The sequence below is a fragment of the Shinella sp. G-2 genome (genome assembly GCF_050172695.1).
In the GTDB taxonomy this organism is placed as follows: domain Bacteria; phylum Pseudomonadota; class Alphaproteobacteria; order Rhizobiales; family Rhizobiaceae; genus Shinella.
Map to the genome: position 1 here is coordinate 137,384 of NZ_JBBEYH010000007.1, position 18,273 is coordinate 155,656.

23 protein-coding genes and 1 pseudogene are annotated in these 18,273 nt (G+C 60.8%); 12 read left to right on the top strand and 12 right to left on the bottom strand.

Going from position 1 to position 18,273, the window contains the following annotated elements; all coding sequences use genetic code 11:
- Window positions 1-54: 54 nt before the first annotated feature.
- Window positions 55-1,239, top strand: a complete 1,185-nt coding sequence (locus tag V8U06_RS14130; protein WP_226922992.1) for a polysaccharide biosynthesis/export family protein — start codon at window positions 55-57, stop codon at window positions 1,237-1,239.
- Window positions 1,240-1,243: 4 nt separating this feature from the next.
- Here the strand turns inward: V8U06_RS14130 and V8U06_RS14135 are convergent, their stop codons facing one another.
- The 3 genes from V8U06_RS14135 to V8U06_RS14145 all read right to left on the bottom strand — a co-directional run bounded on the left by V8U06_RS14135 (window position 1,244) and on the right by V8U06_RS14145 (window position 5,043).
- Window positions 1,244-2,215, bottom strand: coding sequence for a glycosyltransferase family 2 protein (locus tag V8U06_RS14135; RefSeq protein WP_427141198.1), 972 nt, complete (start codon window positions 2,213-2,215; stop codon window positions 1,244-1,246).
- A 3-nt stretch (window positions 2,216-2,218) separates the two neighbouring features.
- Window positions 2,219-3,673: an oligosaccharide flippase family protein gene (locus tag V8U06_RS14140; protein WP_427141199.1), complete on the bottom strand. Its 1,455-nt coding sequence runs from the start codon at window positions 3,671-3,673 to the stop codon at window positions 2,219-2,221.
- A 131-nt stretch (window positions 3,674-3,804) separates the two neighbouring features.
- Complete coding sequence (locus V8U06_RS14145; RefSeq protein ID WP_427141200.1) at window positions 3,805-5,043, bottom strand: polysaccharide pyruvyl transferase family protein; 1,239 nt, start codon at window positions 5,041-5,043, stop codon at window positions 3,805-3,807.
- A 217-nt stretch (window positions 5,044-5,260) separates the two neighbouring features.
- On the opposite strand from V8U06_RS14145, the gene V8U06_RS14150 reads away from it, so the two are divergent.
- The 5 genes from V8U06_RS14150 to V8U06_RS14170 all read left to right on the top strand — a co-directional run bounded on the left by V8U06_RS14150 (window position 5,261) and on the right by V8U06_RS14170 (window position 9,095).
- Entirely contained in the window at window positions 5,261-6,460 is a 1,200-nt protein-coding gene (locus V8U06_RS14150; RefSeq protein WP_427141201.1) for a glycosyltransferase family 4 protein, read from the top strand.
- 33 nt (window positions 6,461-6,493) lie between these two features.
- A complete protein-coding gene (locus V8U06_RS14155) occupies window positions 6,494-7,822 on the top strand; it encodes a DUF4038 domain-containing protein (protein WP_427141202.1) in 1,329 nt (442 codons plus the stop codon).
- A 377-nt stretch (window positions 7,823-8,199) separates the two neighbouring features.
- Entirely contained in the window at window positions 8,200-8,598 is a 399-nt protein-coding gene (locus V8U06_RS14160; protein WP_427141203.1) for a hypothetical protein, read from the top strand.
- Between the two features lie 51 nt (window positions 8,599-8,649).
- Window positions 8,650-8,937 (top strand): hypothetical protein, encoded by a 288-nt coding sequence (locus V8U06_RS14165; RefSeq protein WP_427141204.1) that lies wholly within the window; start codon window positions 8,650-8,652, stop codon window positions 8,935-8,937.
- Window positions 8,934-9,095 (top strand): hypothetical protein, encoded by a 162-nt coding sequence (locus tag V8U06_RS14170; RefSeq protein WP_226922984.1) that lies wholly within the window; start codon window positions 8,934-8,936, stop codon window positions 9,093-9,095. Before V8U06_RS14165 ends, V8U06_RS14170 begins: the two co-directional genes overlap by 4 nt.
- A gap of 74 nt (window positions 9,096-9,169) precedes the next feature.
- Here V8U06_RS14170 and V8U06_RS14175 read toward each other — a convergent pair.
- The 3 genes and pseudogenes from V8U06_RS14175 to V8U06_RS14185 all read right to left on the bottom strand — a co-directional run.
- A pseudogene (locus tag V8U06_RS14175) lies at window positions 9,170-9,351 on the bottom strand (hypothetical protein); the annotation flags it as partial.
- A 43-nt stretch (window positions 9,352-9,394) separates the two neighbouring features.
- Entirely contained in the window at window positions 9,395-9,901 is a 507-nt protein-coding gene (locus V8U06_RS14180) for a ferritin-like domain-containing protein (protein WP_226922983.1), read from the bottom strand.
- 103 nt (window positions 9,902-10,004) lie between these two features.
- A complete protein-coding gene (locus V8U06_RS14185) occupies window positions 10,005-11,087 on the bottom strand; it encodes an extracellular catalytic domain type 1 short-chain-length polyhydroxyalkanoate depolymerase (RefSeq protein ID WP_226922982.1) in 1,083 nt (360 codons plus the stop codon).
- A 443-nt stretch (window positions 11,088-11,530) separates the two neighbouring features.
- Between V8U06_RS14185 and V8U06_RS14190 the strand changes: the two genes are divergently transcribed.
- Window positions 11,531-11,848, top strand: a complete 318-nt coding sequence (locus V8U06_RS14190; protein ID WP_427141205.1) for a PepSY domain-containing protein — start codon at window positions 11,531-11,533, stop codon at window positions 11,846-11,848.
- A gap of 21 nt (window positions 11,849-11,869) precedes the next feature.
- Entirely contained in the window at window positions 11,870-12,463 is a 594-nt protein-coding gene (locus V8U06_RS14195; protein ID WP_427141206.1) for a general stress protein, read from the top strand.
- A 188-nt stretch (window positions 12,464-12,651) separates the two neighbouring features.
- Here the strand turns inward: V8U06_RS14195 and V8U06_RS14200 are convergent, their stop codons facing one another.
- The 5 genes from V8U06_RS14200 to V8U06_RS14220 form a co-directional block, all read right to left on the bottom strand.
- On the bottom strand, window positions 12,652-12,939 hold the full coding sequence (locus tag V8U06_RS14200; protein WP_427141296.1) for a hypothetical protein: 288 nt from the start codon (window positions 12,937-12,939) through the stop codon (window positions 12,652-12,654).
- Between the two features lie 519 nt (window positions 12,940-13,458).
- On the bottom strand, window positions 13,459-13,755 hold the full coding sequence (locus tag V8U06_RS14205) for a hypothetical protein (RefSeq protein WP_427141207.1): 297 nt from the start codon (window positions 13,753-13,755) through the stop codon (window positions 13,459-13,461).
- Window positions 13,756-13,832: 77 nt separating this feature from the next.
- Window positions 13,833-14,876 (bottom strand): sensor histidine kinase, encoded by a 1,044-nt coding sequence (locus tag V8U06_RS14210; protein ID WP_427141208.1) that lies wholly within the window; start codon window positions 14,874-14,876, stop codon window positions 13,833-13,835.
- A gap of 88 nt (window positions 14,877-14,964) precedes the next feature.
- Window positions 14,965-15,318: a response regulator gene (locus tag V8U06_RS14215; RefSeq protein ID WP_427141209.1), complete on the bottom strand. Its 354-nt coding sequence runs from the start codon at window positions 15,316-15,318 to the stop codon at window positions 14,965-14,967.
- A gap of 182 nt (window positions 15,319-15,500) precedes the next feature.
- The gene (locus tag V8U06_RS14220) at window positions 15,501-15,830 is read right to left on the bottom strand and encodes a hypothetical protein (RefSeq protein ID WP_427141210.1); all 330 of its coding nucleotides are present in this window, start codon (window positions 15,828-15,830) and stop codon (window positions 15,501-15,503) included.
- 377 nt (window positions 15,831-16,207) lie between these two features.
- Between V8U06_RS14220 and V8U06_RS14225 the strand changes: the two genes are divergently transcribed.
- From V8U06_RS14225 to V8U06_RS14235, 3 genes are all read left to right on the top strand, one after another.
- Complete coding sequence (locus V8U06_RS14225) at window positions 16,208-16,498, top strand: hypothetical protein (protein ID WP_427141211.1); 291 nt, start codon at window positions 16,208-16,210, stop codon at window positions 16,496-16,498.
- Between the two features lie 144 nt (window positions 16,499-16,642).
- Complete coding sequence (locus V8U06_RS14230; RefSeq protein WP_160788259.1) at window positions 16,643-16,891, top strand: acyl carrier protein; 249 nt, start codon at window positions 16,643-16,645, stop codon at window positions 16,889-16,891.
- Window positions 16,892-16,946: 55 nt separating this feature from the next.
- Window positions 16,947-17,147 (top strand): hypothetical protein, encoded by a 201-nt coding sequence (locus tag V8U06_RS14235; protein ID WP_427141212.1) that lies wholly within the window; start codon window positions 16,947-16,949, stop codon window positions 17,145-17,147.
- A 112-nt stretch (window positions 17,148-17,259) separates the two neighbouring features.
- Here V8U06_RS14235 and V8U06_RS14240 read toward each other — a convergent pair whose 3' ends face one another.
- Window positions 17,260-17,601: a hypothetical protein gene (locus V8U06_RS14240; RefSeq protein ID WP_427141213.1), complete on the bottom strand. Its 342-nt coding sequence runs from the start codon at window positions 17,599-17,601 to the stop codon at window positions 17,260-17,262.
- Between the two features lie 410 nt (window positions 17,602-18,011).
- On the opposite strand from V8U06_RS14240, the gene V8U06_RS14245 reads away from it, so the two are divergent.
- On the top strand, window positions 18,012-18,263 hold the full coding sequence (locus tag V8U06_RS14245) for a DUF1488 family protein (RefSeq protein WP_119258563.1): 252 nt from the start codon (window positions 18,012-18,014) through the stop codon (window positions 18,261-18,263).
- Window positions 18,264-18,273 lie beyond the last annotated feature (10 nt).

Consider the following 18,273-nt stretch of genomic DNA (forward strand, 5'->3'; position numbering starts at 1 on the left):
GCACAGCATGAAGATCGCCGCCTTTGGCGGCATGTTCCGCGCCGGGCAGTTTCCATGTGTCTTCTGCTCGTCGCGGTCTCGATCACGCCGGCAAGCGCCCAGAACCAGGACTACAGGGTGGCCGGGGGCGACGTGCTGCGCGTCACGGTCTATGGCGATCCGGGATTGAGCGGGTCCTTTCCCATCGGCACGGACGGCACGATCGGATATCCGCTGCTCGGCAACGTCGCTGTGGCCGGCAAGGGTATCGATGAGGTTCGCCAGACCATCGATGCCGGGCTCAGGGAGCACATCGCCAACCTTTCCGTCGCGGTCGTCGTGGAAGCCTATGCGCCGGTCTTCATCGTGGGTGAAGTCCAGAAGCCCGGCCGGTATGAGTTCCGACCCGGCATGATCGCTCTCGAGCTTTTCGCGCTCGGGGGTGGGCAGAAGGAGGTGCTGGCGCAGGGCGACAATGCCGGCATGCGGCTTGCCGGCCTGCGCCAGGACTATGCGGATCTTGGCGTCCAGCTTCTCGGTCAGGATGTGAAACGGGTTCGTCTCGAGGCGGAGCTGAACGGGAAGCCTTTCACCTATCTGCCGAGCGAGGAGATCGGCACGCCGGATCCGCGGATCGTTCGTCAGGTCGTGGAGGCCGAGCGCACCCTGTTCGAGTTGCGCCGCGCGACGCTTGACGCCGAGATGAGAAGCCTGGAGCAGCAGAGGGTTGGCTATGTAGACGAGATCGACACGCTGCAAAAGAGCGGCAAGCTGCGCGACGGCGAACTCACCTTGCTGGACGAGGACGTCAAGCTTGCCCAAAGCATGGTGGAGCGCGGCCTGACGTCGAAGACCCAGCTTCGGGACAAGCAGCGGGAGATATCGGCGACGAACCGGGACATGTTGGAATTTGGCTCCTTCCTTGCCCGCGCCCGGCAGAACCTGACCGTGATCGACGGTCGCCTCAGTTCGCTGCGCGGGCAGCGCCGCGGGGACGTGGCGACAGAACTGCGCGAGGTGAACATCGATATCCTGCGCCTTCGCCGCAAGTTGACCTATAGCCTGCAGGCGATGGTCGAGGCGGGCATCGCGGTTGAGAAAAGAGACGGAACGCAGCAGACGGCCCTCCGCTTTTCCGCCGTGCGGATGGTCGGCGACACATATCGGGAAGTCGCGGTCGGCCAGACGGACCCGGTGCAGGCGGGCGATATCCTGCGAGTAAGCCTTGCTCTGGATGGAAACGATATGGCGGAGCGCTGATGCCCTATCGCAGGACCCTGGTGAGAAGGGCGCGCAGCCGCGGCATCGTATCGGGTCGTTGCAGCAGGTAGCCGAGCGGCGGCAGTATGGCGGTCGCTGGCGCCATGCGGACAGCGAGCATGAGCAGCTGCCACGCCTGCATGTTGCCCCTGAGCGCATGCGCGGCGGCCGACCAGTAGGCGCGCTCGGCAATGCCGCGCCGGGCGCGGCGGCGCAAGGTCTCGGCCCCGTCGAGCCAGCGGCCTTCATGATGGAAGAAACTCTCGGCGGCATCCGCCGTATGGCGAATGTGCAGGATCTGCTGCGCCCAAAGGTCTGCCGACCGGTTCGCGTCGTGGGTGCGGATGCCGGCCTGGACGCAATCCAGCTCGGCGACGGTTCCGTGCAGGGCAAGCCGCAGCCACAGCTCGTAGTCGTCGCTGTGCGGCAGGGCAGGGCGGTAGTAGCCGACGCGTTTCTGTATGTTCGTGCGCACGACGATGGACGGTCCCGGTATCTGGAAGACGCCGAGACGACAGAAGCGCTCGATGAAAGCCCGTCCTGTCATGAGCGTGACCGGTGGGGCGGTGGGCTGTGCCGCAATGTCGGGTATCGGTGCGTCACCCCGGATCGCCACGTCACGACCATAGGAGAAGGCGATGCTGCGATCCCGCTCCATGACGGCGGTGGCCCGCCGCAACGCACCCGGCACAAGGAAATCGTCAGCGCAGAGCAGGAGGAAGTAATCGGCCTGCGCCCAGTCGATCCCCGCATTGAAGGAGGCGTGAGGACCGAGATTTTCCGGCCGTAGCAGCAGTTCTACCCGCCGGTCGCCGGAGGCGAGGCGTCTGGCGACCGCGACGCTGTAGTCGGTAGAGGCGTTGTCGACGATCAGGACGCGCACTTCGCCCACGTCCTGTGACAGCACGCTTTTCACGCAGGCTTCGAGATAGCGGCCGTAGTTGTAGTTCGGAATGACGACGTCGACGCTCGCCATGGCTCATGTCCCCAATGCGACGAGGAACTGCCGCAGGCGATGGGCATGGTCGCGGCCGGCGTTCAGCAGGATGCGCAGTTCGGCCAGGAATGGATGGTGCGTTGCAAGGAGCCCGACCAGCCAGCCGCAGCCGGCAAGAAGAAGTGCGGCGCAGAAGCCGGGCAACCCCCCATTTTCTTGCCCTTGCAAGGCCAGCAGCGTGATCGGTCCTGCCAATGAGAAACCTGTGACGATCGCGCTCGGCATCAATGCCGCCAGGAGGCCGTGCAGAGAAAAGGGAACGTGGCGATGCACGAAGACGAGCGCGATCAGCATCTGGAGAGGTAGCGACACGAACTGGCTGAACGCCATGGTCGTCACACCATAGAGACTGGCGGCGCAAAGTATGCCGGCCGCAAGGCATCGCGAGATCAGGCTTGCCAGGAATGCATCCCTGTTGCGGCCGAGCGCCAGGAGAAGCGGTCCCGTCACGATGACGGGCAGCCAGAAGATGGCGGCAAGGGCGAGGATGCGCACGACCGGCGCGGCTTGTGACCATTGCGGACCGAGTACGATCTCGACGATTGACGGTGCGAGAAAGGAGATCAGCGCCACGCCCGGCCAGTAGAGAACAGACAAGTAGGTGAGGACGGCGAGATAGGTCTTGTCGATATCGTGCCCCTCTCGCACACGGCTTGCCAGCGCCGGAAAGGCCATGCTGTAGAAGGCTGACATGATGATGCGGTCGGGTATGCCGCACAGTGCGTTCGATCGATTGTAGAGCGCGACCGAGGTCATGGATGCGAGGCGTCCGAGGATCAGCTGCGGCACGGTTTCGTGGATTCGCTCCACCACGAGCGCCGCGCCCTTGAAGAGGCCGAAGGCCAGCACCTCACGCCAGTGCTCGAGGCCCGGGCGGAACGTCTGCCTCGCCGGAAACGGCGAGCAGGCGATCGCCAGCACGGCGAGCGCGAGCGCACCGGCCAGCATGCCCCATGCGAAGCTGGCGGGGCCGAAGCCGAGGATGGCGAGCGCGATCGTCGTCAGCACGGTCATCAGTGAAACCACCGTGCGAATGCAGGCGAGCACGCCAAAACCCATCTCGCGCCGGAGCAGGGCGATGACGGGCTGGGCGAGCGCCTCGGCGAGTCCCGCCGCCGCCGCCAGCAAAAGGAAGAAGGACAGGTCCGGCGCTGCATAGAAACGGGCGACGAAGCCTGAAAGGGCGACGAGGACCGCAGCGATCGCTGCGCTGACCGCGACCTGAAGGGTCAGCGCGGTGCGCAGCACCTCGGCATCGACGGCGCGGCGCTGGATGAGGAATTCCGACGTGACGAATTCCCGGGCGGAAAAGGCGACGACGGCGATTGCCAGGCCCATCACCGCCTCGCCGATTTCGCCCGGTGTCAGGATGCGGGCCATGATCACCAGCGCCGCGAAATTGATGAGAAGCGCGACGTATTGTTCCAGTGATGCCATCACATAGGCGCGTCGGACCATGAGCTCACGCTTTCCGCAAAAGGCTGAGGAGATCTGTTGGTTGGAGCATGTCCTTCACTCCTGCGTTGCAACGAGGATAGGCGCACCAGGGCCGAAGACCACTTACCCATTCAGCGTAGGGCATCCTGTGCAAGTGGTAGAGTTCTGCCGCGTCGATCGACCAGCACCTGCGCCAGAAGCAGGTCCTGTTGCCGGGAAAGCTCGAGGCGGATCGCCGCGTTGCGCGCCGCGAGCGCGCCGCCGGTAGCGGCAAGGTCGGCGAGCATGATGTCCACCTGCCGCAGGACCTGCTCTACCGCGAAGGTCTCGATGTGATGGCAGAAGTCGGCCCGGCCGAATTCCCGCATCAGCTCGTCGTTCTTTTCCGCATAGCCGAGCGACAGGGCCGGGCGGTCGAGTTTGAGGGCGCAGAGCAGATTGTGAAAGCGCGAGACGATGGCGATATCGACCTTGACGATTTCGTTCATGACGTCGTGCAGCGAGATGGTCCGGATGGCCTCAAGCCGCCCCATCCCGCAGTTCGCCGGAAAGGCGGCGAGGATGTCGTCGAGGGCCTGTTCGTCGGATGTGTCGCCCATGAAGAGGCGTACATCGTGCCCGCCGTCGAGCAGCCGTCGCGCCGTTGCCGCGATCTTGTCCACATAGGCCCGGTAGATGGCGCCTCCGTTCCTGTGGCCGCGCTCCCATCCCCGATAGTGCATGACGCCGATGCCGATTGTCGCGTGTTTTTGCCTATGTCGCCGCTCGCCGGTGCGCGCGGGCTCGCGCAGTCCGAAGGCGAGATCGGGAAAGCGGTGGTCGGAAGCGGTATCGATCCCGAGGCCCTGGACATAACGGAGCGAAAAGTCGTCGCGGTAGGAACGATAGGCGGCCATGCGAACCGCCGATTTAAGGAACCAGCGGCTGAGCGTGCCGCGGATCGGCCCGGCCCCGATGCTGACGAAGGCGATGCGGGCGCCGCGCAACCGGGCGGCAAGGCACCACCAGTAGACGATGAACGGCCAACCGAACGGCGCTTCCTGGAAATCGTCGAGAATGCCCGTCCCAGGGATTACCATCACGTCGACGCCGCCGAGCACCCGCAGGATCGAAGCGAGGCCAACGAGCCGACCGTGAACCCGTCCGAGCCGCGCATCGAGCCAGCGCAGGAACGGGTGGACGAAGGCCACGCCGCCGCGAAGGCCGGTCACCTCCAGCGCGAAGCGTTCGCCGATCGCTGCGGGATTGGAGCAGATGCACAGCAGAGCTGCATCGGGGCAAGCGCGACGCAGGAAGACGAGCATCGCTTCCAGCGAGCCGTCATTGCCTGAATTTCCGGACCCGAATTGCCCGAGCAAGGCGATCTTCATGAAGTGTCCGCCGCTGTCGATTGGGGGGTGAAGGGAGTGCCAAAACGGCCGCACTATCGCGCCCTGACGCAGCGCGGAAAACGCGGCAATCGGTGACCGGGCCTCCATCGAAAGAGGTAGAGGCCCCTCCGCCTCCTGCAAAAGGGCACCTATGCCCTCGAAGACCCAGCTTTCATGGCGGCCCGTTCGGCCGGAAAAAGGACGCAGAGGGTCGCCCATGAAGATCGCCTATTTCGTCCAGCCGCATCTCGGCGGCACTTACACCGTATTCCGACACCTGCGGGCCGGTCTGGCGCCGTACGGGATCGAGTTTTGCTGGCTCGGCCTGTCTTCCCGCGCACAAGGCCTTGACCCTGGGTTGGAGAGGGAGGCCGCCTTCGGCTCGTTCGTCGAGACAGCAGCCCTGGACGATGCCGGAAGCACCGCGCGTCTGGTGGAGCGGGCGATCCTGGCGGGTGGGTTCGACGGCGTGGTCGCCAACGTGCTCAGCGACCGGGTGCTAACCAATATCGTGCGCTATCTGCCCGCCGATCTGCTGCGCCTGATGGTCGTGCACAATATCACGCCTGGAACCTATGCGGCGGCGGCGGCGATCCGGCCGCACGTGCATGCCACGGTCTGCGTCTCGCAGCGCTGTCGCGACGACCTCGTGAAGCGCCATCACTTTCCTGCCGAGCGCACCATCGTCATTGCCAATGCGGTCTCCCTGGCCGCCTTTCCGGCGGGTGACCGGCCGCCACGGCCGATCGAGCAGGGACTTCGCCTCCTCTTCCTCGGGCGGATCGAAGATGCCTCGAAGGGGGTGATGTGGCTGCCCGATATCCTGGAGCGGTTGCCGGCCTCGGTGACGTTGACGGTCGCCGGCGACGGTCCGGATCTCAAGCGGCTGAAGGCCGCCATGCCGTGGAGGCCGCCGCGCGTCGTCTATACCGGGGCCGTTGCGGCGGATGCCGTGCCGGGCCTGCTGGCAGCCCACGACGTTTTCCTCATGCCTTCCCGCTATGAGGGCCTGCCGATGGCACTCGTGGAAGCCATGGCCGCCGGATGTGTGCCTGTCGTCTCGGCGCTTCGCGGCGTCACGGACATGATCGTCGCGGACGGGCGGGACGGGCTGCTCTTTCCGGTCGGCGATACGGCGCGGGTGGCGGCCATCGTCCACGCCTTGAACAAGGATCGCGCGCAACTTCACGGCCTGTCGCTCGGCGCCCGCCGCAAGGTCGCGGGCGCCTTCACGGTGGAGCGCATGGCGGCGCATTACGCAGCGTTGCTGCGTGAGATCGCTGCGAACCCGCCGCCGATCGCAGCGCCCCTTGCGCTCGACGGCTGGTCGCTGCCGCGTGGCCTGCGCCCCGGCCTGCGCACTTTCCTGCCCCGTCCCGTGAAGAACTGGCTAAGGGGCGTCCGCGAGCGGCTTTGAGCCGTCGTACCTACCAACGGAGCGGATATGACGATGCGCCTCATTCCTTTTTCCCTAAGGCTCTGCCTCGTGCTGCTCGCCTTGCTGGCCGGTCCCGCTGCGGCCGAAGGTGCGGAAGTGCGCTTTCCGCTGCGCATCGCCGCCGCGGGCACCTATCTGGAAGACGCGGCCGGGAAACCCTTTCTCATTACCGGCGACGCGGCCTGGTCGCTGATTGCCGATCTTTCGCTCGAAGACGCCAAGCTCTATATCGCCGATCGCAAGGCGCGCGGCTTCAACACCATACTGGTTTCGCTGATTGAGCACGAATTTGCCCGCAACGCGCCGAACAATGCCGCCGGCGTGGCGCCGTTCCTGGCGCCGGGCGATTTCGCCCGGCCGAACGAACGCTATTTCTCCGATGCGGAACATATCCTCGACGCCGCATTCCGAGCCGGTATGCTGGTCCTGCTGGCACCCGCTTATACGGGCGCGAATGGCGGGCCACAGGGCTGGTATGCCGAAATGGCGGCGGCTGGCCCGACCGCGCTTCGCGCCTACGGGCGCTATGTCGGCAGGCGCTATGCCCGGTATCCCAATATCATCTGGGTCCAGGGCGGTGACTATGATCCGCCAGACCGCGCCCTGATCAAGGCATTGGCCGACGGGATCGCGGAGAGCGTCCCCGCGGCGGTACAGACCGTACATGGCAACCGCGACACGACGACTGCTGCCTACTGGCCGGATGCCGGATGGCTGGCGCTCGATACGGTCTATACCTATGAGGATGTCGCCGTCGCCGCGCGTGCGCGATACCGTGCCGGTCCTCGTCGCCCCTTCTTCCTGATCGAATCGCGCTACGAAGGGGAGCACGGGGTAGAGGCGGGCGAAATCCGCAAGATCGCCTATGGTGCGCTTCTGTCCGGCGCGAGCGGCCAGGTCTTCGGCAACAATCCCGTCTGGCATTTCGGTGGACCCTCGCTCTATGCCGCGCCAACGGGGTGGCGGAAGGCGCTCGCCAGCGAAGGAGCCAAGAGCATCGGCCATCTGGCGGACCTTTTCGCACGCTTCGAATGGTGGAAGCTGAAGCCTGATGACGGGCGGCTCCTACGTCATGTCGAGGGTGCGTCGCCCGCCTCAGCCATAGCCGCGGTTGCGGGCGATGGAACCTTCGCCGTCGTCTATGTCGACAGTGCGGCCTGGATCGAGATCGATCCGTCCGTTCTCGGAGCCTCGATCGGGACCATCGAATGGTATGATCCCTCAACCGGAGCAATGGCATTGTCGGAGAACGGAACCGAACAACGACGGTTGGTCGTGCCTGAACCAACGAACGAATTTGGTATCGCGGACTGGCTTTTGGTTTTGCGAGCAAGAAATTAGTCGCAGGGAATTTAAGTGTTTTACGTTCTTTATTTGAACATAATTTTCTTAAAGCGTGAATATGTTCGTCGTTTTCAGAAAGACTATTTCTATTTGAATACCTATTGATGCCGATAGATTTTCTTTGCATGATTTCGCGCGTGGATTTTTCGCGCATCATTGTTGCAAGGCAACTGTGAATTTTTGCGTGACCTATGCTCGCCTGCGCCGAAGCCGTCTCCTCAACATGGGATGACTTTACTGCCCTCAGAGGCAGCATCTCTGATTTACCTTGCTAATGGTGCGGAGGGGGCTCACACTGGTTTCTTCAGCAGCCATGGTTCCGGGCACTGCTGTGTGAGGGTTGGTTACCCTGGCCCCAATCCAAGGAGGACGACATGTCTTCCGATACGAGAACGCCTGAAATCTCATTGCGCGAGATGGAAATGATCCGGTCCGTGCTGCGCGTTGCGGGCTACAGTCCCGATGTCCTTGCCGAGGATCGGCAAAAATTCAATACGGCCACCAAATTGCTGATGCAGCTGGTCCTCTCCGGCGAAGTCGCGCCGCATGCGCTGGCGGAGCACCTGGAACAGTGTTTCGGTCGCCCGATGAAGTACAAGGTCCTCTTTGCCTCCCTACTGCCACGGTATGCCATACAAGGCCTGCCGCTTGTTCCCAGGGCGGGCTTCCGCCCGATCAGCGTGCCCTTGCGATCTGGTGAAAACGATCTGCAGGAATGGGAGAATGAAGGTGGAGCGCTGAAACCCGCCTCGCACAATAAATCTGTCCACTGACGGGCAGAGTGCAAGACGCGCACAAACCACCCAATGCGAAAGGAGGGTGGCATGTCTTCCATCTATCCAGAACAATATATGGATGCCGCAGACATAAGAATGCTTCGCGACATTCTGAAGCGTTCGGGTTACCGGCTTGCCGAAGGAGGAGCGGAGACGAAGCGCAGTCGCTCCGCCGCGATGTTCGTGATCGGTCAGTTCAAGGCCGGCCTCATTGAACCGTCCTTCATGCTGCATGGTCTCGAACACAGAGCGTATCATCCGCGCCAAGCCGCGGACGATACAGGCCTTCAGGTGTGGGAAAACGAGGGCGGGGCGACGAAAGGAGACGCGATATGACCGGTCGCTTGACGCTGTCGGTCCTCCTCGTCGCTCTCTCGATCACGCTGGTCTGGGCGTTTCGCCCTGAACAGAATGCGTTCGAGCGACTGACCCCCGCTGAACTGCACCAGCCGATGTCGGCGCAGCCTGGAGGAGACGTCGAACGGAATCCATGAGGACACGCACGGCACCGATATTCCTATTTGGTCGCCGGCGACGCGTTGCCGAGCTTTACCGAAGGTTCCCGTCCTCATACGCGCAGCTTGCCGAGTTGCGACACGAAGCCGGAAAGCCCATCCTCGCCGGGAAGTACAACGACACCTTCATCCAGCGCATCCCCGATGCCAGCTTTCTCAAGCAACCTTGTCGCAGACGCGTCATAGCCGATGACTTGCAGTGCTGAAAGGCATCGGCCACGAAGTCGCGTGCCGTTAAGGCCGCCTGGAAGGGCGGCCTGATGTGTGTCGTTGGCGGTCTAGCTGGCTTTCTTCATCGCACCCTTGGCATTTGCCGAGGATTCGCCGAGTGCCGTAAGCTTCTGGTCGGTGGCGATCTCCTCCTGGAGATTGGCGTCAAGAAGCGGGATCGCGCTTTTCATGCCCAGCTGTTTCGCCCAGGCCTTCAACGTGCCATAGCGGGCGATCTCATAATGCTCGACCGCCTGGGCCGAGGAGATGAGGCCGGCATCGAGGGCCGCGGTGCCCTTGTAGTCTTCCATGATCTCCTCGCCTTCTGCGATGATACCCTGAATCGCCTCGCAGGTCTTGCCGCGCGCCGGCTTGCCAAGAAGTTCGAACACCTGCTCGAGGCGTTCGATCTGCCCCTGGGTTTCGTCGCGGTGCTGCAGGAAGCCGGCCTTGCCTTCTTCCGACCGGGCGGCACGCGCCATTTTCGGCAGGACCTTCAGGATCTGCTTTTCAGCGAAGTAGATGTCCTTGAGCGTATCAAGGAAGAGGTCGTTCAAAGACTTTTCTGTAGGCATTGGAGATTCCGATCAAATTTTTGAGAGGGATGGAATCACACAACCGTGGAACAGAGACGACGTTCCGCTATTCGGAAAATAAATCTGTACGGATCGACCGTCCTCACTTCATCAAACCTGCGGAACGCAGTGCTTTCTCGATGATGGACTGGATACTGTTGTCGGCATTGCTGGACGAGGACTGCTTGATCGTTCCTTCTGGCGGGGAGGATGCATGCGGCCGGTCGCGGCGTTCGAAGGAGGCAGCAAGGCCCCAGCTTCTCGCTATCTGCACCGTCGAGGAAACGCCGACGTCGAGCATGAAGGGTGCCGCCCTGCCATATCCGCTGGACGGATCGATCGGCGTACCGTGTCTCATTCCGGAAATGGCGTAGAGTTCGATGGCCTCCAGGCCGCGATCGTCGCGCCATACCGAGCGCAGATGTCGACCCATCGTCTCGACTTGGCTGGGCTCCTCCGAAACCGCATGCACGCCCCGCCATTGCGCGACAAGTGCGGCCGCGTTGTCCGGGACCACCGTATTATCGCCTGTTCCCTGCCAGACGGAAATTGTCGGCCACGCGCCTTCATGGCGTGAGGCGGTGCGCAGGCTTTCCTGCAGTCTGCCGGTGCCGGGAAGACCGTGCCCACGCATGCGGTCGAACGCTTCTGGAACCGTCGAGGCGGTCGCGTAGGGCAGGCCGGCGATGATGGCGCCGCCGGCGAAGACTTCCGGGTAGCAGGCCAACATGGCATTCGCCATGGCGCCGCCGGCCGATAGACCTGTGACATAGATTCGGCGCTCGTCGATGCCATGTTCGGCGACCACGTTGGCGATCATCTGCCGGATGGACATCGCTTCGCCTCGATCCCGCTGGGTGTCCGCGGCATCGAACCAGTTGAAACACAGGTTGGCATTGTTCTGTCTCTTCTGTTCGGGGAAGAGCACCACGAATCCGTAGTCTTCGGCGAGCGCGGACCAGCCGGAACCGGCATCGTAGCTGGCGGCGGTTTGTGTGCAGCCGTGCAGCACGACCACCAGGGCCGGTGCGGTCGGTAGTTGCTTCGGCACGTGCAGCCACGCTGCCAAAGCGCCCGGGTTCCCGCCGAAGTGATCGAGATTCTTAAGAATGGAGTCGGTCGGTGTTGCGGGCTTTACGGCGCGCAGTCGTGCAAGCCGTTCGAGTGTATCAGATAAGGATCTCATGAGGGACTCCCGGTAGCGCGTCGGACTGGCCGCGTACACTGTAACCCTTCCGTGGCAATAAGGTTGCTGCATTGCACAATAAATTGTTCCATCATCCAAGCGGAAAAGAGGTGGCTAGAAATAGGCTCCCGGATCGCTGGCACCCGCCAAGACGGCAGCAGTCGAAGCCGCCAAGGCCCCATGAGAGGGCCAAGGCGCCACGTATCGCCGCCGTTGCCGTGGATGAGCGCCTCTGCAGATGGAATGCTGGCCAGTCACTCAGCCACCCGCGACCCCTTTGGGACGCCCACCGATAATGCGCGGGGCTCTGCCACCGAACTCTTTGAATCCTCTGATGTTCCGTGAAAGGTCACGGGAATTTCTATTCTTTGGCCGACGGAACCATGCGGCGAGCGGGGTGTTCCTTTGGGGCCTGATCTTGGGCTCCAATGAGGAACAAAATCATGAAAAAACTGCTCTTTGCCGTCGCCCTGGTGGGCGCATCGACCTTTGGCGCCTTTGCTCAGACGGCAACCACTCCGACGACCGATGGCGATACGCTGGCTGTTGCGACGCCCGACACCAAGAATGCGACCGCGCCCGTGGAAGGAGCGAACAGCTTTACCGAGGATCAGGCGAAGGAACGCATCACCGAAGCTGGCTATACCGGTGTTACCGACCTCGTGCTGGACGACAAGGGTGTCTGGCAGGCCAAGGCGACCAAGGACGGCAAGGCCGTGAGCGTCGCGCTCGATTACCAGGGCAATATCGTCGCCAAATAATTCAGCTTACAGGATGTTTCCATGAGAACCGTGACAGGACTTTTCGACGACTATTCCGATGCGAGCGCCGCCGTCAGCGCCCTCGAGGCGCGTGGCGTGCCGTCCAGTGATATCAGCATCGTTTCCAATAATGTGGACGAACGCCATAACGACGAAAGCAATGCTGCCAAGGGGGCTGGCACCGGTGCGGGCATCGGCGCCGCGGTCGGTGGTGTGGGCGGACTTTTGACCGGACTTGGCATCATGGCCATCCCCGGCGTCGGGCCGGTCGTCGCCGCCGGCTGGCTTGCCGCGACGGCGGCAGGCGCGGTTGCTGGTGCTGTGGCCGGTGGCGCCACAGGCGGGCTCATCGGCGCGCTGACCGAATCCGGCGTTTCTGAGGACGATGCGCATGTTTATGCGGAGGGTGTTCGCCGCGGCGGAACGCTCGTTACGGCGAAGGTCGACGAAAGCCTCCAGGCAGAGGCCGAAGCCATCCTTCGCAGGTCGAGCTGGGTCGATCCCGACGAGCGGCGCGCGGTCTATGCCGAAGACGGCTGGACCCGGTTCGATGACAGCCGTGCGCCCTACGGGCCGGCGGAAATCGAACAGGAGCGCCTGCGCTACAGGCGCTGAACCAGTTCGGGCAAAAGGCCGGCGCTGCCGGCCTTTTTCTTGGATCAGGCAGAGCAGGCCGGTTATCGCGACACCTTGATGGTGGATCCTCGAAGGTCTATTCGTGTTCAGCGCCATGCCATTGTGTTCATGGTGCCGCAATCAATAGAATGCTCTATTGGGCTTGGCCGTGCCGACGACGCCTGCGATCAGGAAACTCTTCCTTGGCCGATGTCGGTGCCGCTTCCATCCCGTGCCAGTGCCTCGTCAATCTCACTCGGCGATACCTGAAGGAACTGGCGCCTTGCCATCGCGACCGAGATAGCGGGAATCTCGAGATGGGTTGCCACCCGCCGATACGCCGTGAAGCTAAGGCCTTCTATCAACTCCTCGTCAACGACCAGGCGATATGTACCCGCTTCCAGCGGTTCGGAAAGGGACTCCAGACGAAACGCATGCGTGAATGTAATTTCGGTTTCCGTGGTTCTTTCGGTCATCTTGAACACCGCTTTCCTGTCGTCTTTGCGTCGAAGACCATCAGAACCATCCCTCGGTCAGGATGTAGGCGATCATCACAAGGCTCGCTGCGGACAAGACGTAACCGGCCAAGGTCGCGAAATCGTATTTCTTCGGTTGGTGGAATAGGGAAGACATGGTGTCCTCCTCGCTTGGGGCCAGGGTAACAAACCCTCAAACAGCAGCGCCCGTAATATGGCTGCTGGAACAAGTATAGTGAACCCGTTCCCCTCCTTTGGCAACAAATCGTTTTGGTGGTCTCGATGTGCCTTTCACAGATCCCTTGTCAATTTCAATAAAACGCAGTGCGGGCGCGTTTTTTTCGACGCAATGACCCTCTATGCTCTACCTGTCGGCTTTGCCTATGGGCGCTGGAAAATCTCTGTCGCTCCCAATTGCCGCCATCGTTGTACACTTTTGACCACGGAGGTAGCAGCACTGGTGGATTGACGATGATGAGGAAGGTCGGTGCGGTTTCGCCCCGGCCTTTTTGTCGAGGCTTAAGTCGCGATGGGCGGGCGGCGCGAAATTGCGTCCTGCCATGTTGCCAATTGTTCGCGATCCGGAATGGCGCCCTGCAGCGTGAGCAGGGGTCGGCAAAGCAGCGCACATTCTCCTGAGAAGTGGCGCGACTCCGCTTGTCCATGCGCCGCATCGATAAATGCCTTCAGTTCATCACGCTCACCATAGTGCCGGGTTGGAGCATAGGGCAGGACACCGTAGCCCCAGCCGAAATCGCCGAAGAATCCGCTGATCGGCGCAAGCTCCAGACCGGTGAGAAACGCCTCAGCAAGCAAGGATCATGTTCGTGAGATGACGCTGAAACCGGAAAAAGGATGGCAGGTTCCCGCTAACCAGTAGGAGGCCGACAGCCTCAGCGTGCAGATTGTTCAATCGCGGACAAGTCGCTCTGGAGCTGGATTTTCACGAGCGGTAAAGCGGCAAGGAGGACGAATCCTTCGTGTGGGTAGGAAACCGACGCCTCACCGAAGGCTTGCAGGCTGGAAACGATGAGGCGCGAGCCGAAACCCTTGCGGTCCGGTTCGGAGCTGGCAATGCGCGGGCCATTTATTTCCCGCCAGCATACGATGAGTGTCTCTATTCCCTCGCGATGCTCGATATGCCAGGTAGCTTCAACATGCCCCTCTTCATTTGATAAAGCTCCATATTTCGAAGCGTTCGTGAGCAGTTCGTGGAAAACCATTGCAAATGAGAGAGCCGCCTGGGGGTCGAGCCGGACGTCAGGCCCGCCTGCCCTGATACGAGGGCTCCCGTCCAACCCGATGTTCATGCTGGCGGCCGTCACGATGTCTGCAAGCGCCGCGCTCACCCAGTCCCTCTGCAACAGGATCTCATGGGCCTTGGCATAGGCCGCAATACGCGATTGAAGCTTGTCGGTCGCATCGTCGAGCGAAGCGGAATTCCTCAGGGACTGCGTCACGATCGCCTGGACGACAGACAGCGTGTTCTTCATACGGTGAGCGAGTTCGTGCATAAGGAGGCGTTCACGGTCGGCCCGCTCGCGTTCGCCGGTTCTGTCGCGGAGGATTTTGATGAAGCCGATGGTCTTGTCGTCGGGCGCCCGCAACGCCATCATCTCGCCGGAGGCCCAGAACATCGTGCCGTCAGCGCGCAGATGCCATCGTTCGTCACTGCCGCGACCACGGTTGAGGGCTGCGGTCATCTCCTTCTGCGGAATACCGTTTTCTCTATCCTCCTGCGTGAAGAAAACCGTGGCCGGTTTCCCGATCATGTCCTCGGCTGCCCAGCCCAGAATCTTCACGGCGCCTTCGTTCCAGCTCGTCACAAGGCCGTCGAGATCCATGGATATGATGGCGTAGTCGATCGCGCTTTGCACGATCGCCTCGAGGAAGCGCTCTCGTGATGAAATCGTTCCGGTATCGCCTGCGATTTTCATGAAGGTCTCTCGATTTCGGCCCTGCGCGCTATGCTGCGGATCATATCGCTTTTGCAGTCATATATCTGCATTGGAATGCGGCCGAAATCTAAGGGCGATTCATTGCTTTGAAGCACGCGATGATCTGATCGAAACCAAATGGCTTTGAAATGAATTTTGCCCCAGGCGGCAAATCCGTGATCGCCGGTTGTATCCGGCCGGACGCCACGATGATCCCTGCCTCAGGAAAACGCTCGGCAATTCTATGGGCGAGATCAAGGCCCGTTAGCTTGCCTGGCAATTGGATGTCCGTGAAAAGCAGGTGGATCGTCTGTTCGTTTATGATCTCGATAGCATGGTCTGCCGAACCTGTATCAATGACGTCGAAGCCCGCCTCAAGCAGGGCGTCAACCAATGTCAAGCGGACCAGCACTTCGTCTTCGACGACCAGAATTTTGCGCACGATATTCTCCTGCCAATGTTCACCAACCCCTGGAACCGCGCAACGTTCCGTCTTTGATCAAAGTCGCTGTTATCTGCATCATCGTGGGTCTTGTGGTTGTCGGGGAAAGGTCGCGCTGGGGGAGCCATTTCCGTACACCCGTGCGGCTCCATGACTTGCTGCCTTGCGCAGCACGCTGTCGCTCAGGCATCGAAACGGCGCTTTTTTGCTGTCAGTTCCAGCACCGGCATACCGTCCTGGATGTGGTAGGCGTTTGTAACCGCGTTCAGGCAAAGCGCCGTAACCACGCCGTCACAAAAAATGTGAGCGACGTCATCAACGACAGACAGCAAAAGAACAACCTGGATGCGCCTGACGCCAGCCTTGTCAGATGTCTCGATGACAATGTGTCTCTTGTCTTCGTGCGACCGGACATCGCTTTTTATCGGTCGGGCTCCGAAATTGGGAAAAGGGTCAGCCGTGATGCTGTTGCGTGGTTTCAAAAACAGCAGGGGATTTCGCTTGGTGCGCATTGTTGCCTCACGCCTGTTGGGGCGGAAGCCTTACGACCTTCAGCAATGGCGCCCTTTTCAAAAGCCATCGATGACGAACAGTACGCTTCGCCGTCTCATCCGTCGACCACTAACTTCGGAACGCTACCGGCATGAAACGGCCCCAATTGAGGGCTTGCCAATGCGTGGTATCGGGCGCAAGGTTGATGTTCCAGTAGCCATTGATAAGGGCGCTGCTGTTTGAGGGTTGGTTACCCTGGCCCTGAAATGAAGGAGGACTCAATGTCTTCCGCATTCTTCCACAAACAGCAAAGACATGTATGGACCACCGCGGGCGGCTATGTGTTTTTTGCAGCCAGCCTGACGATGATCCTCATCCTCCTCATGGAGGGTTGGCTATGGTAATCCTCATCTTCAAGAGCCCCGATATTCCGGGAACGCACCGCCGTACCGTCCTCCGGCAGATTCTCAAGAACGCCGACTATGAGACCCACAGCCTTGTGCCCGGGCAGGAAACCATGAATGAGGATGCGGCAAATCTTATCCGATTGATCAAGTCGGCGACGATCGATGCCGGAAACTATCCTCTATCCCGCAAAGCGCGCGCGCAAGAACAGCGCGCCGGCGTCGAGGTTTGGGAAAACGAGGGCGGTTCCACCGCCGCGTGGCCACGATGCCCAATCGTCTGACGGCGATTCTTGTCGTCTTGGTTTTGGCGGTTGGTTTTGTTTGGTCCTACCGCCCGGACCAGAGCCGCTATGATCGCCTTCATCCCTCCCAGTCGCGTCAGCCGGCAGCGTCCCAGTAATTATTCTTCATCAGGACACATCGCCATGGAAGACGGAAGAGCCGATATTGCCGAGCGTGTGAAAGACATCATCATCGGACAGTTGGCCGTCGAGAAATCGAAGGTCGTCGATGACGCTTCAATTGTCGATGACCTGGGCGCTGATTCCTTGGAGGTGGTCCAAATCGTGATGCTCATCGAAGACGAGTTTGGCATCGCCATTCCTGACGAGCCGGCCGAGGAATTCCTGACGGTTCGGGACGCCATCGACTTCGTGGTCGCCTCACAGTCGTGACAGATAAGCGGACGCCTGGATGACGATCAGTCGTTGCGGGTGAAGGAGTTGACGGATGACAGCGAATAGCGAACGGTTTTTCAAGCCGACACAAACTACTGCAGATAAAAAGGCCTCGGAGACCAACTCGGTCGCCTGGAGGATCATCGACCAGGAGGCAGCAATGCGGGAAAAGAAGACCGAGAAGTTGCGCGCGCTTCGCCTGGCGAAAGAGGTGGTCAATCCTGCGCACTTGCCGAGGTTGAAGCGAAAGTAGCAACGGAGGCAGGTGTGGTTGGACGGCCGCCTGCTTGAAATTCACGAATAACTCCAACCGAAAGCCGAAGGCGAAAACGCCTTCAGCTTCGCTCTTGTGAGTTCAATGCTCGTCAGGACAATGTGCGCCCGCAATCGAAGGTGACCTTGCTGAGAAGATCCGCCGGCACCTGGATATCGGCCATTGCGGCGGCGACGAGTTCGTCCCGCTTCGCACGGTTTTCGTATCCCTTGACGGTTGCCAGATCGGTGCTCGCGGCCGTGGCTATGCGGCCGGCCGTGGCGGAGCATATGCCCGCAAGGGTCTCTACCCGCGCGGCTCTCACCGCCTCGGCGCGTGCGCTGGTGGTCGAAACCCATCCCGTATTGAAGGCGATGAGCGGCGCAGCCACGAGGCCGAGAACGAAACCCACCATGTAGGGTTTTGCTTTTTCCATGTTCAGACTGAATGACATGACTTTACTCCCTGTAATCGATGATTATCGGGATCGATAAGGGCCCGCGCTCGGACCTGGAGCCAATGGCAATCCGGACAGTTTCAGTGTGCGCCTCAACGCGCAGAAAGCAAATGAATTTAGAGTTTTTTCTTTGAAGTCACTCATTGTTTTCCGGTCGCAAAACAAAAACACATGATTTCAATTTTTGTGATATGATGAATGCAATCGAAAAACACATGAACTCATGGGTTGTCGATGAGAATTTACAGTCATGAGTTACATCCTTTATTTGAGTTTTTGGAATTTTGTGCAGCCTGCATCAGGTTTTTGGATGAAATTCTTTATTAAACAGCGCCGGCGGGACTATTCCGGTGCTCATGGCGGCTTTTCGTATCGAAGAGGCAGCCGTTCACCGCGAGGAACGTTCCATGAGTCTCAGTTTTCCAAACCAAAGCCGAAGCTATGAAGAGGCTGGCAAGCGTATCCGTTTCATTGGTCATGACGGCATGTTCGAGATTCCGTTCTTCGCGGGGGCTGACCTATTCCCGGGAGTGCTATCCGAAGCCGGTTATCTCAGGGCTTTCGACGATGCCCGCGTCTCTGTCTACAAGGCGGCGCGGCGCGCCTATTCCGCTGGCCGAAAGCCGGTTTACGTCTTGACGCGCGCCGATTTCGGCTGAGAGCGTCCGC

Bases quoted from the DNA above. Each gene is read 5' to 3' on its own strand.
- V8U06_RS14130 (WP_226922992.1), top strand. From the start codon at position 55: ATGTGTCTTCTGCTCGTCGCGGTCTCGATCACGCCGGCAAGCGCCCAG.
- V8U06_RS14135 (WP_427141198.1), bottom strand. From the start codon at position 2,215: ATGGCGAGCGTCGACGTCGTCATTCCGAACTACAACTACGGCCGCTAT.
- V8U06_RS14140 (WP_427141199.1), bottom strand. From the start codon at position 3,673: ATGGCATCACTGGAACAATACGTCGCGCTTCTCATCAATTTCGCGGCG.
- V8U06_RS14145 (WP_427141200.1), bottom strand. From the start codon at position 5,043: ATGAAGATCGCCTTGCTCGGGCAATTCGGGTCCGGAAATTCAGGCAAT.
- V8U06_RS14150 (WP_427141201.1), top strand. From the start codon at position 5,261: ATGAAGATCGCCTATTTCGTCCAGCCGCATCTCGGCGGCACTTACACC.
- V8U06_RS14155 (WP_427141202.1), top strand. From the start codon at position 6,494: ATGCGCCTCATTCCTTTTTCCCTAAGGCTCTGCCTCGTGCTGCTCGCC.
- V8U06_RS14160 (WP_427141203.1), top strand. From the start codon at position 8,200: ATGTCTTCCGATACGAGAACGCCTGAAATCTCATTGCGCGAGATGGAA.
- V8U06_RS14165 (WP_427141204.1), top strand. From the start codon at position 8,650: ATGTCTTCCATCTATCCAGAACAATATATGGATGCCGCAGACATAAGA.
- V8U06_RS14170 (WP_226922984.1), top strand. From the start codon at position 8,934: ATGACCGGTCGCTTGACGCTGTCGGTCCTCCTCGTCGCTCTCTCGATC.
- V8U06_RS14180 (WP_226922983.1), bottom strand. From the start codon at position 9,901: ATGCCTACAGAAAAGTCTTTGAACGACCTCTTCCTTGATACGCTCAAG.
- V8U06_RS14185 (WP_226922982.1), bottom strand. From the start codon at position 11,087: ATGAGATCCTTATCTGATACACTCGAACGGCTTGCACGACTGCGCGCC.
- V8U06_RS14190 (WP_427141205.1), top strand. From the start codon at position 11,531: ATGAAAAAACTGCTCTTTGCCGTCGCCCTGGTGGGCGCATCGACCTTT.
- V8U06_RS14195 (WP_427141206.1), top strand. From the start codon at position 11,870: ATGAGAACCGTGACAGGACTTTTCGACGACTATTCCGATGCGAGCGCC.
- V8U06_RS14200 (WP_427141296.1), bottom strand. From the start codon at position 12,939: ATGACCGAAAGAACCACGGAAACCGAAATTACATTCACGCATGCGTTT.
- V8U06_RS14210 (WP_427141208.1), bottom strand. From the start codon at position 14,876: ATGAAAATCGCAGGCGATACCGGAACGATTTCATCACGAGAGCGCTTC.
- V8U06_RS14220 (WP_427141210.1), bottom strand. From the start codon at position 15,830: ATGCGCACCAAGCGAAATCCCCTGCTGTTTTTGAAACCACGCAACAGC.
- V8U06_RS14225 (WP_427141211.1), top strand. From the start codon at position 16,208: ATGGTAATCCTCATCTTCAAGAGCCCCGATATTCCGGGAACGCACCGC.
- V8U06_RS14230 (WP_160788259.1), top strand. From the start codon at position 16,643: ATGGAAGACGGAAGAGCCGATATTGCCGAGCGTGTGAAAGACATCATC.
- V8U06_RS14235 (WP_427141212.1), top strand. From the start codon at position 16,947: ATGACAGCGAATAGCGAACGGTTTTTCAAGCCGACACAAACTACTGCA.
- V8U06_RS14240 (WP_427141213.1), bottom strand. From the start codon at position 17,601: ATGTCATTCAGTCTGAACATGGAAAAAGCAAAACCCTACATGGTGGGT.
- V8U06_RS14245 (WP_119258563.1), top strand. From the start codon at position 18,012: ATGAGTCTCAGTTTTCCAAACCAAAGCCGAAGCTATGAAGAGGCTGGC.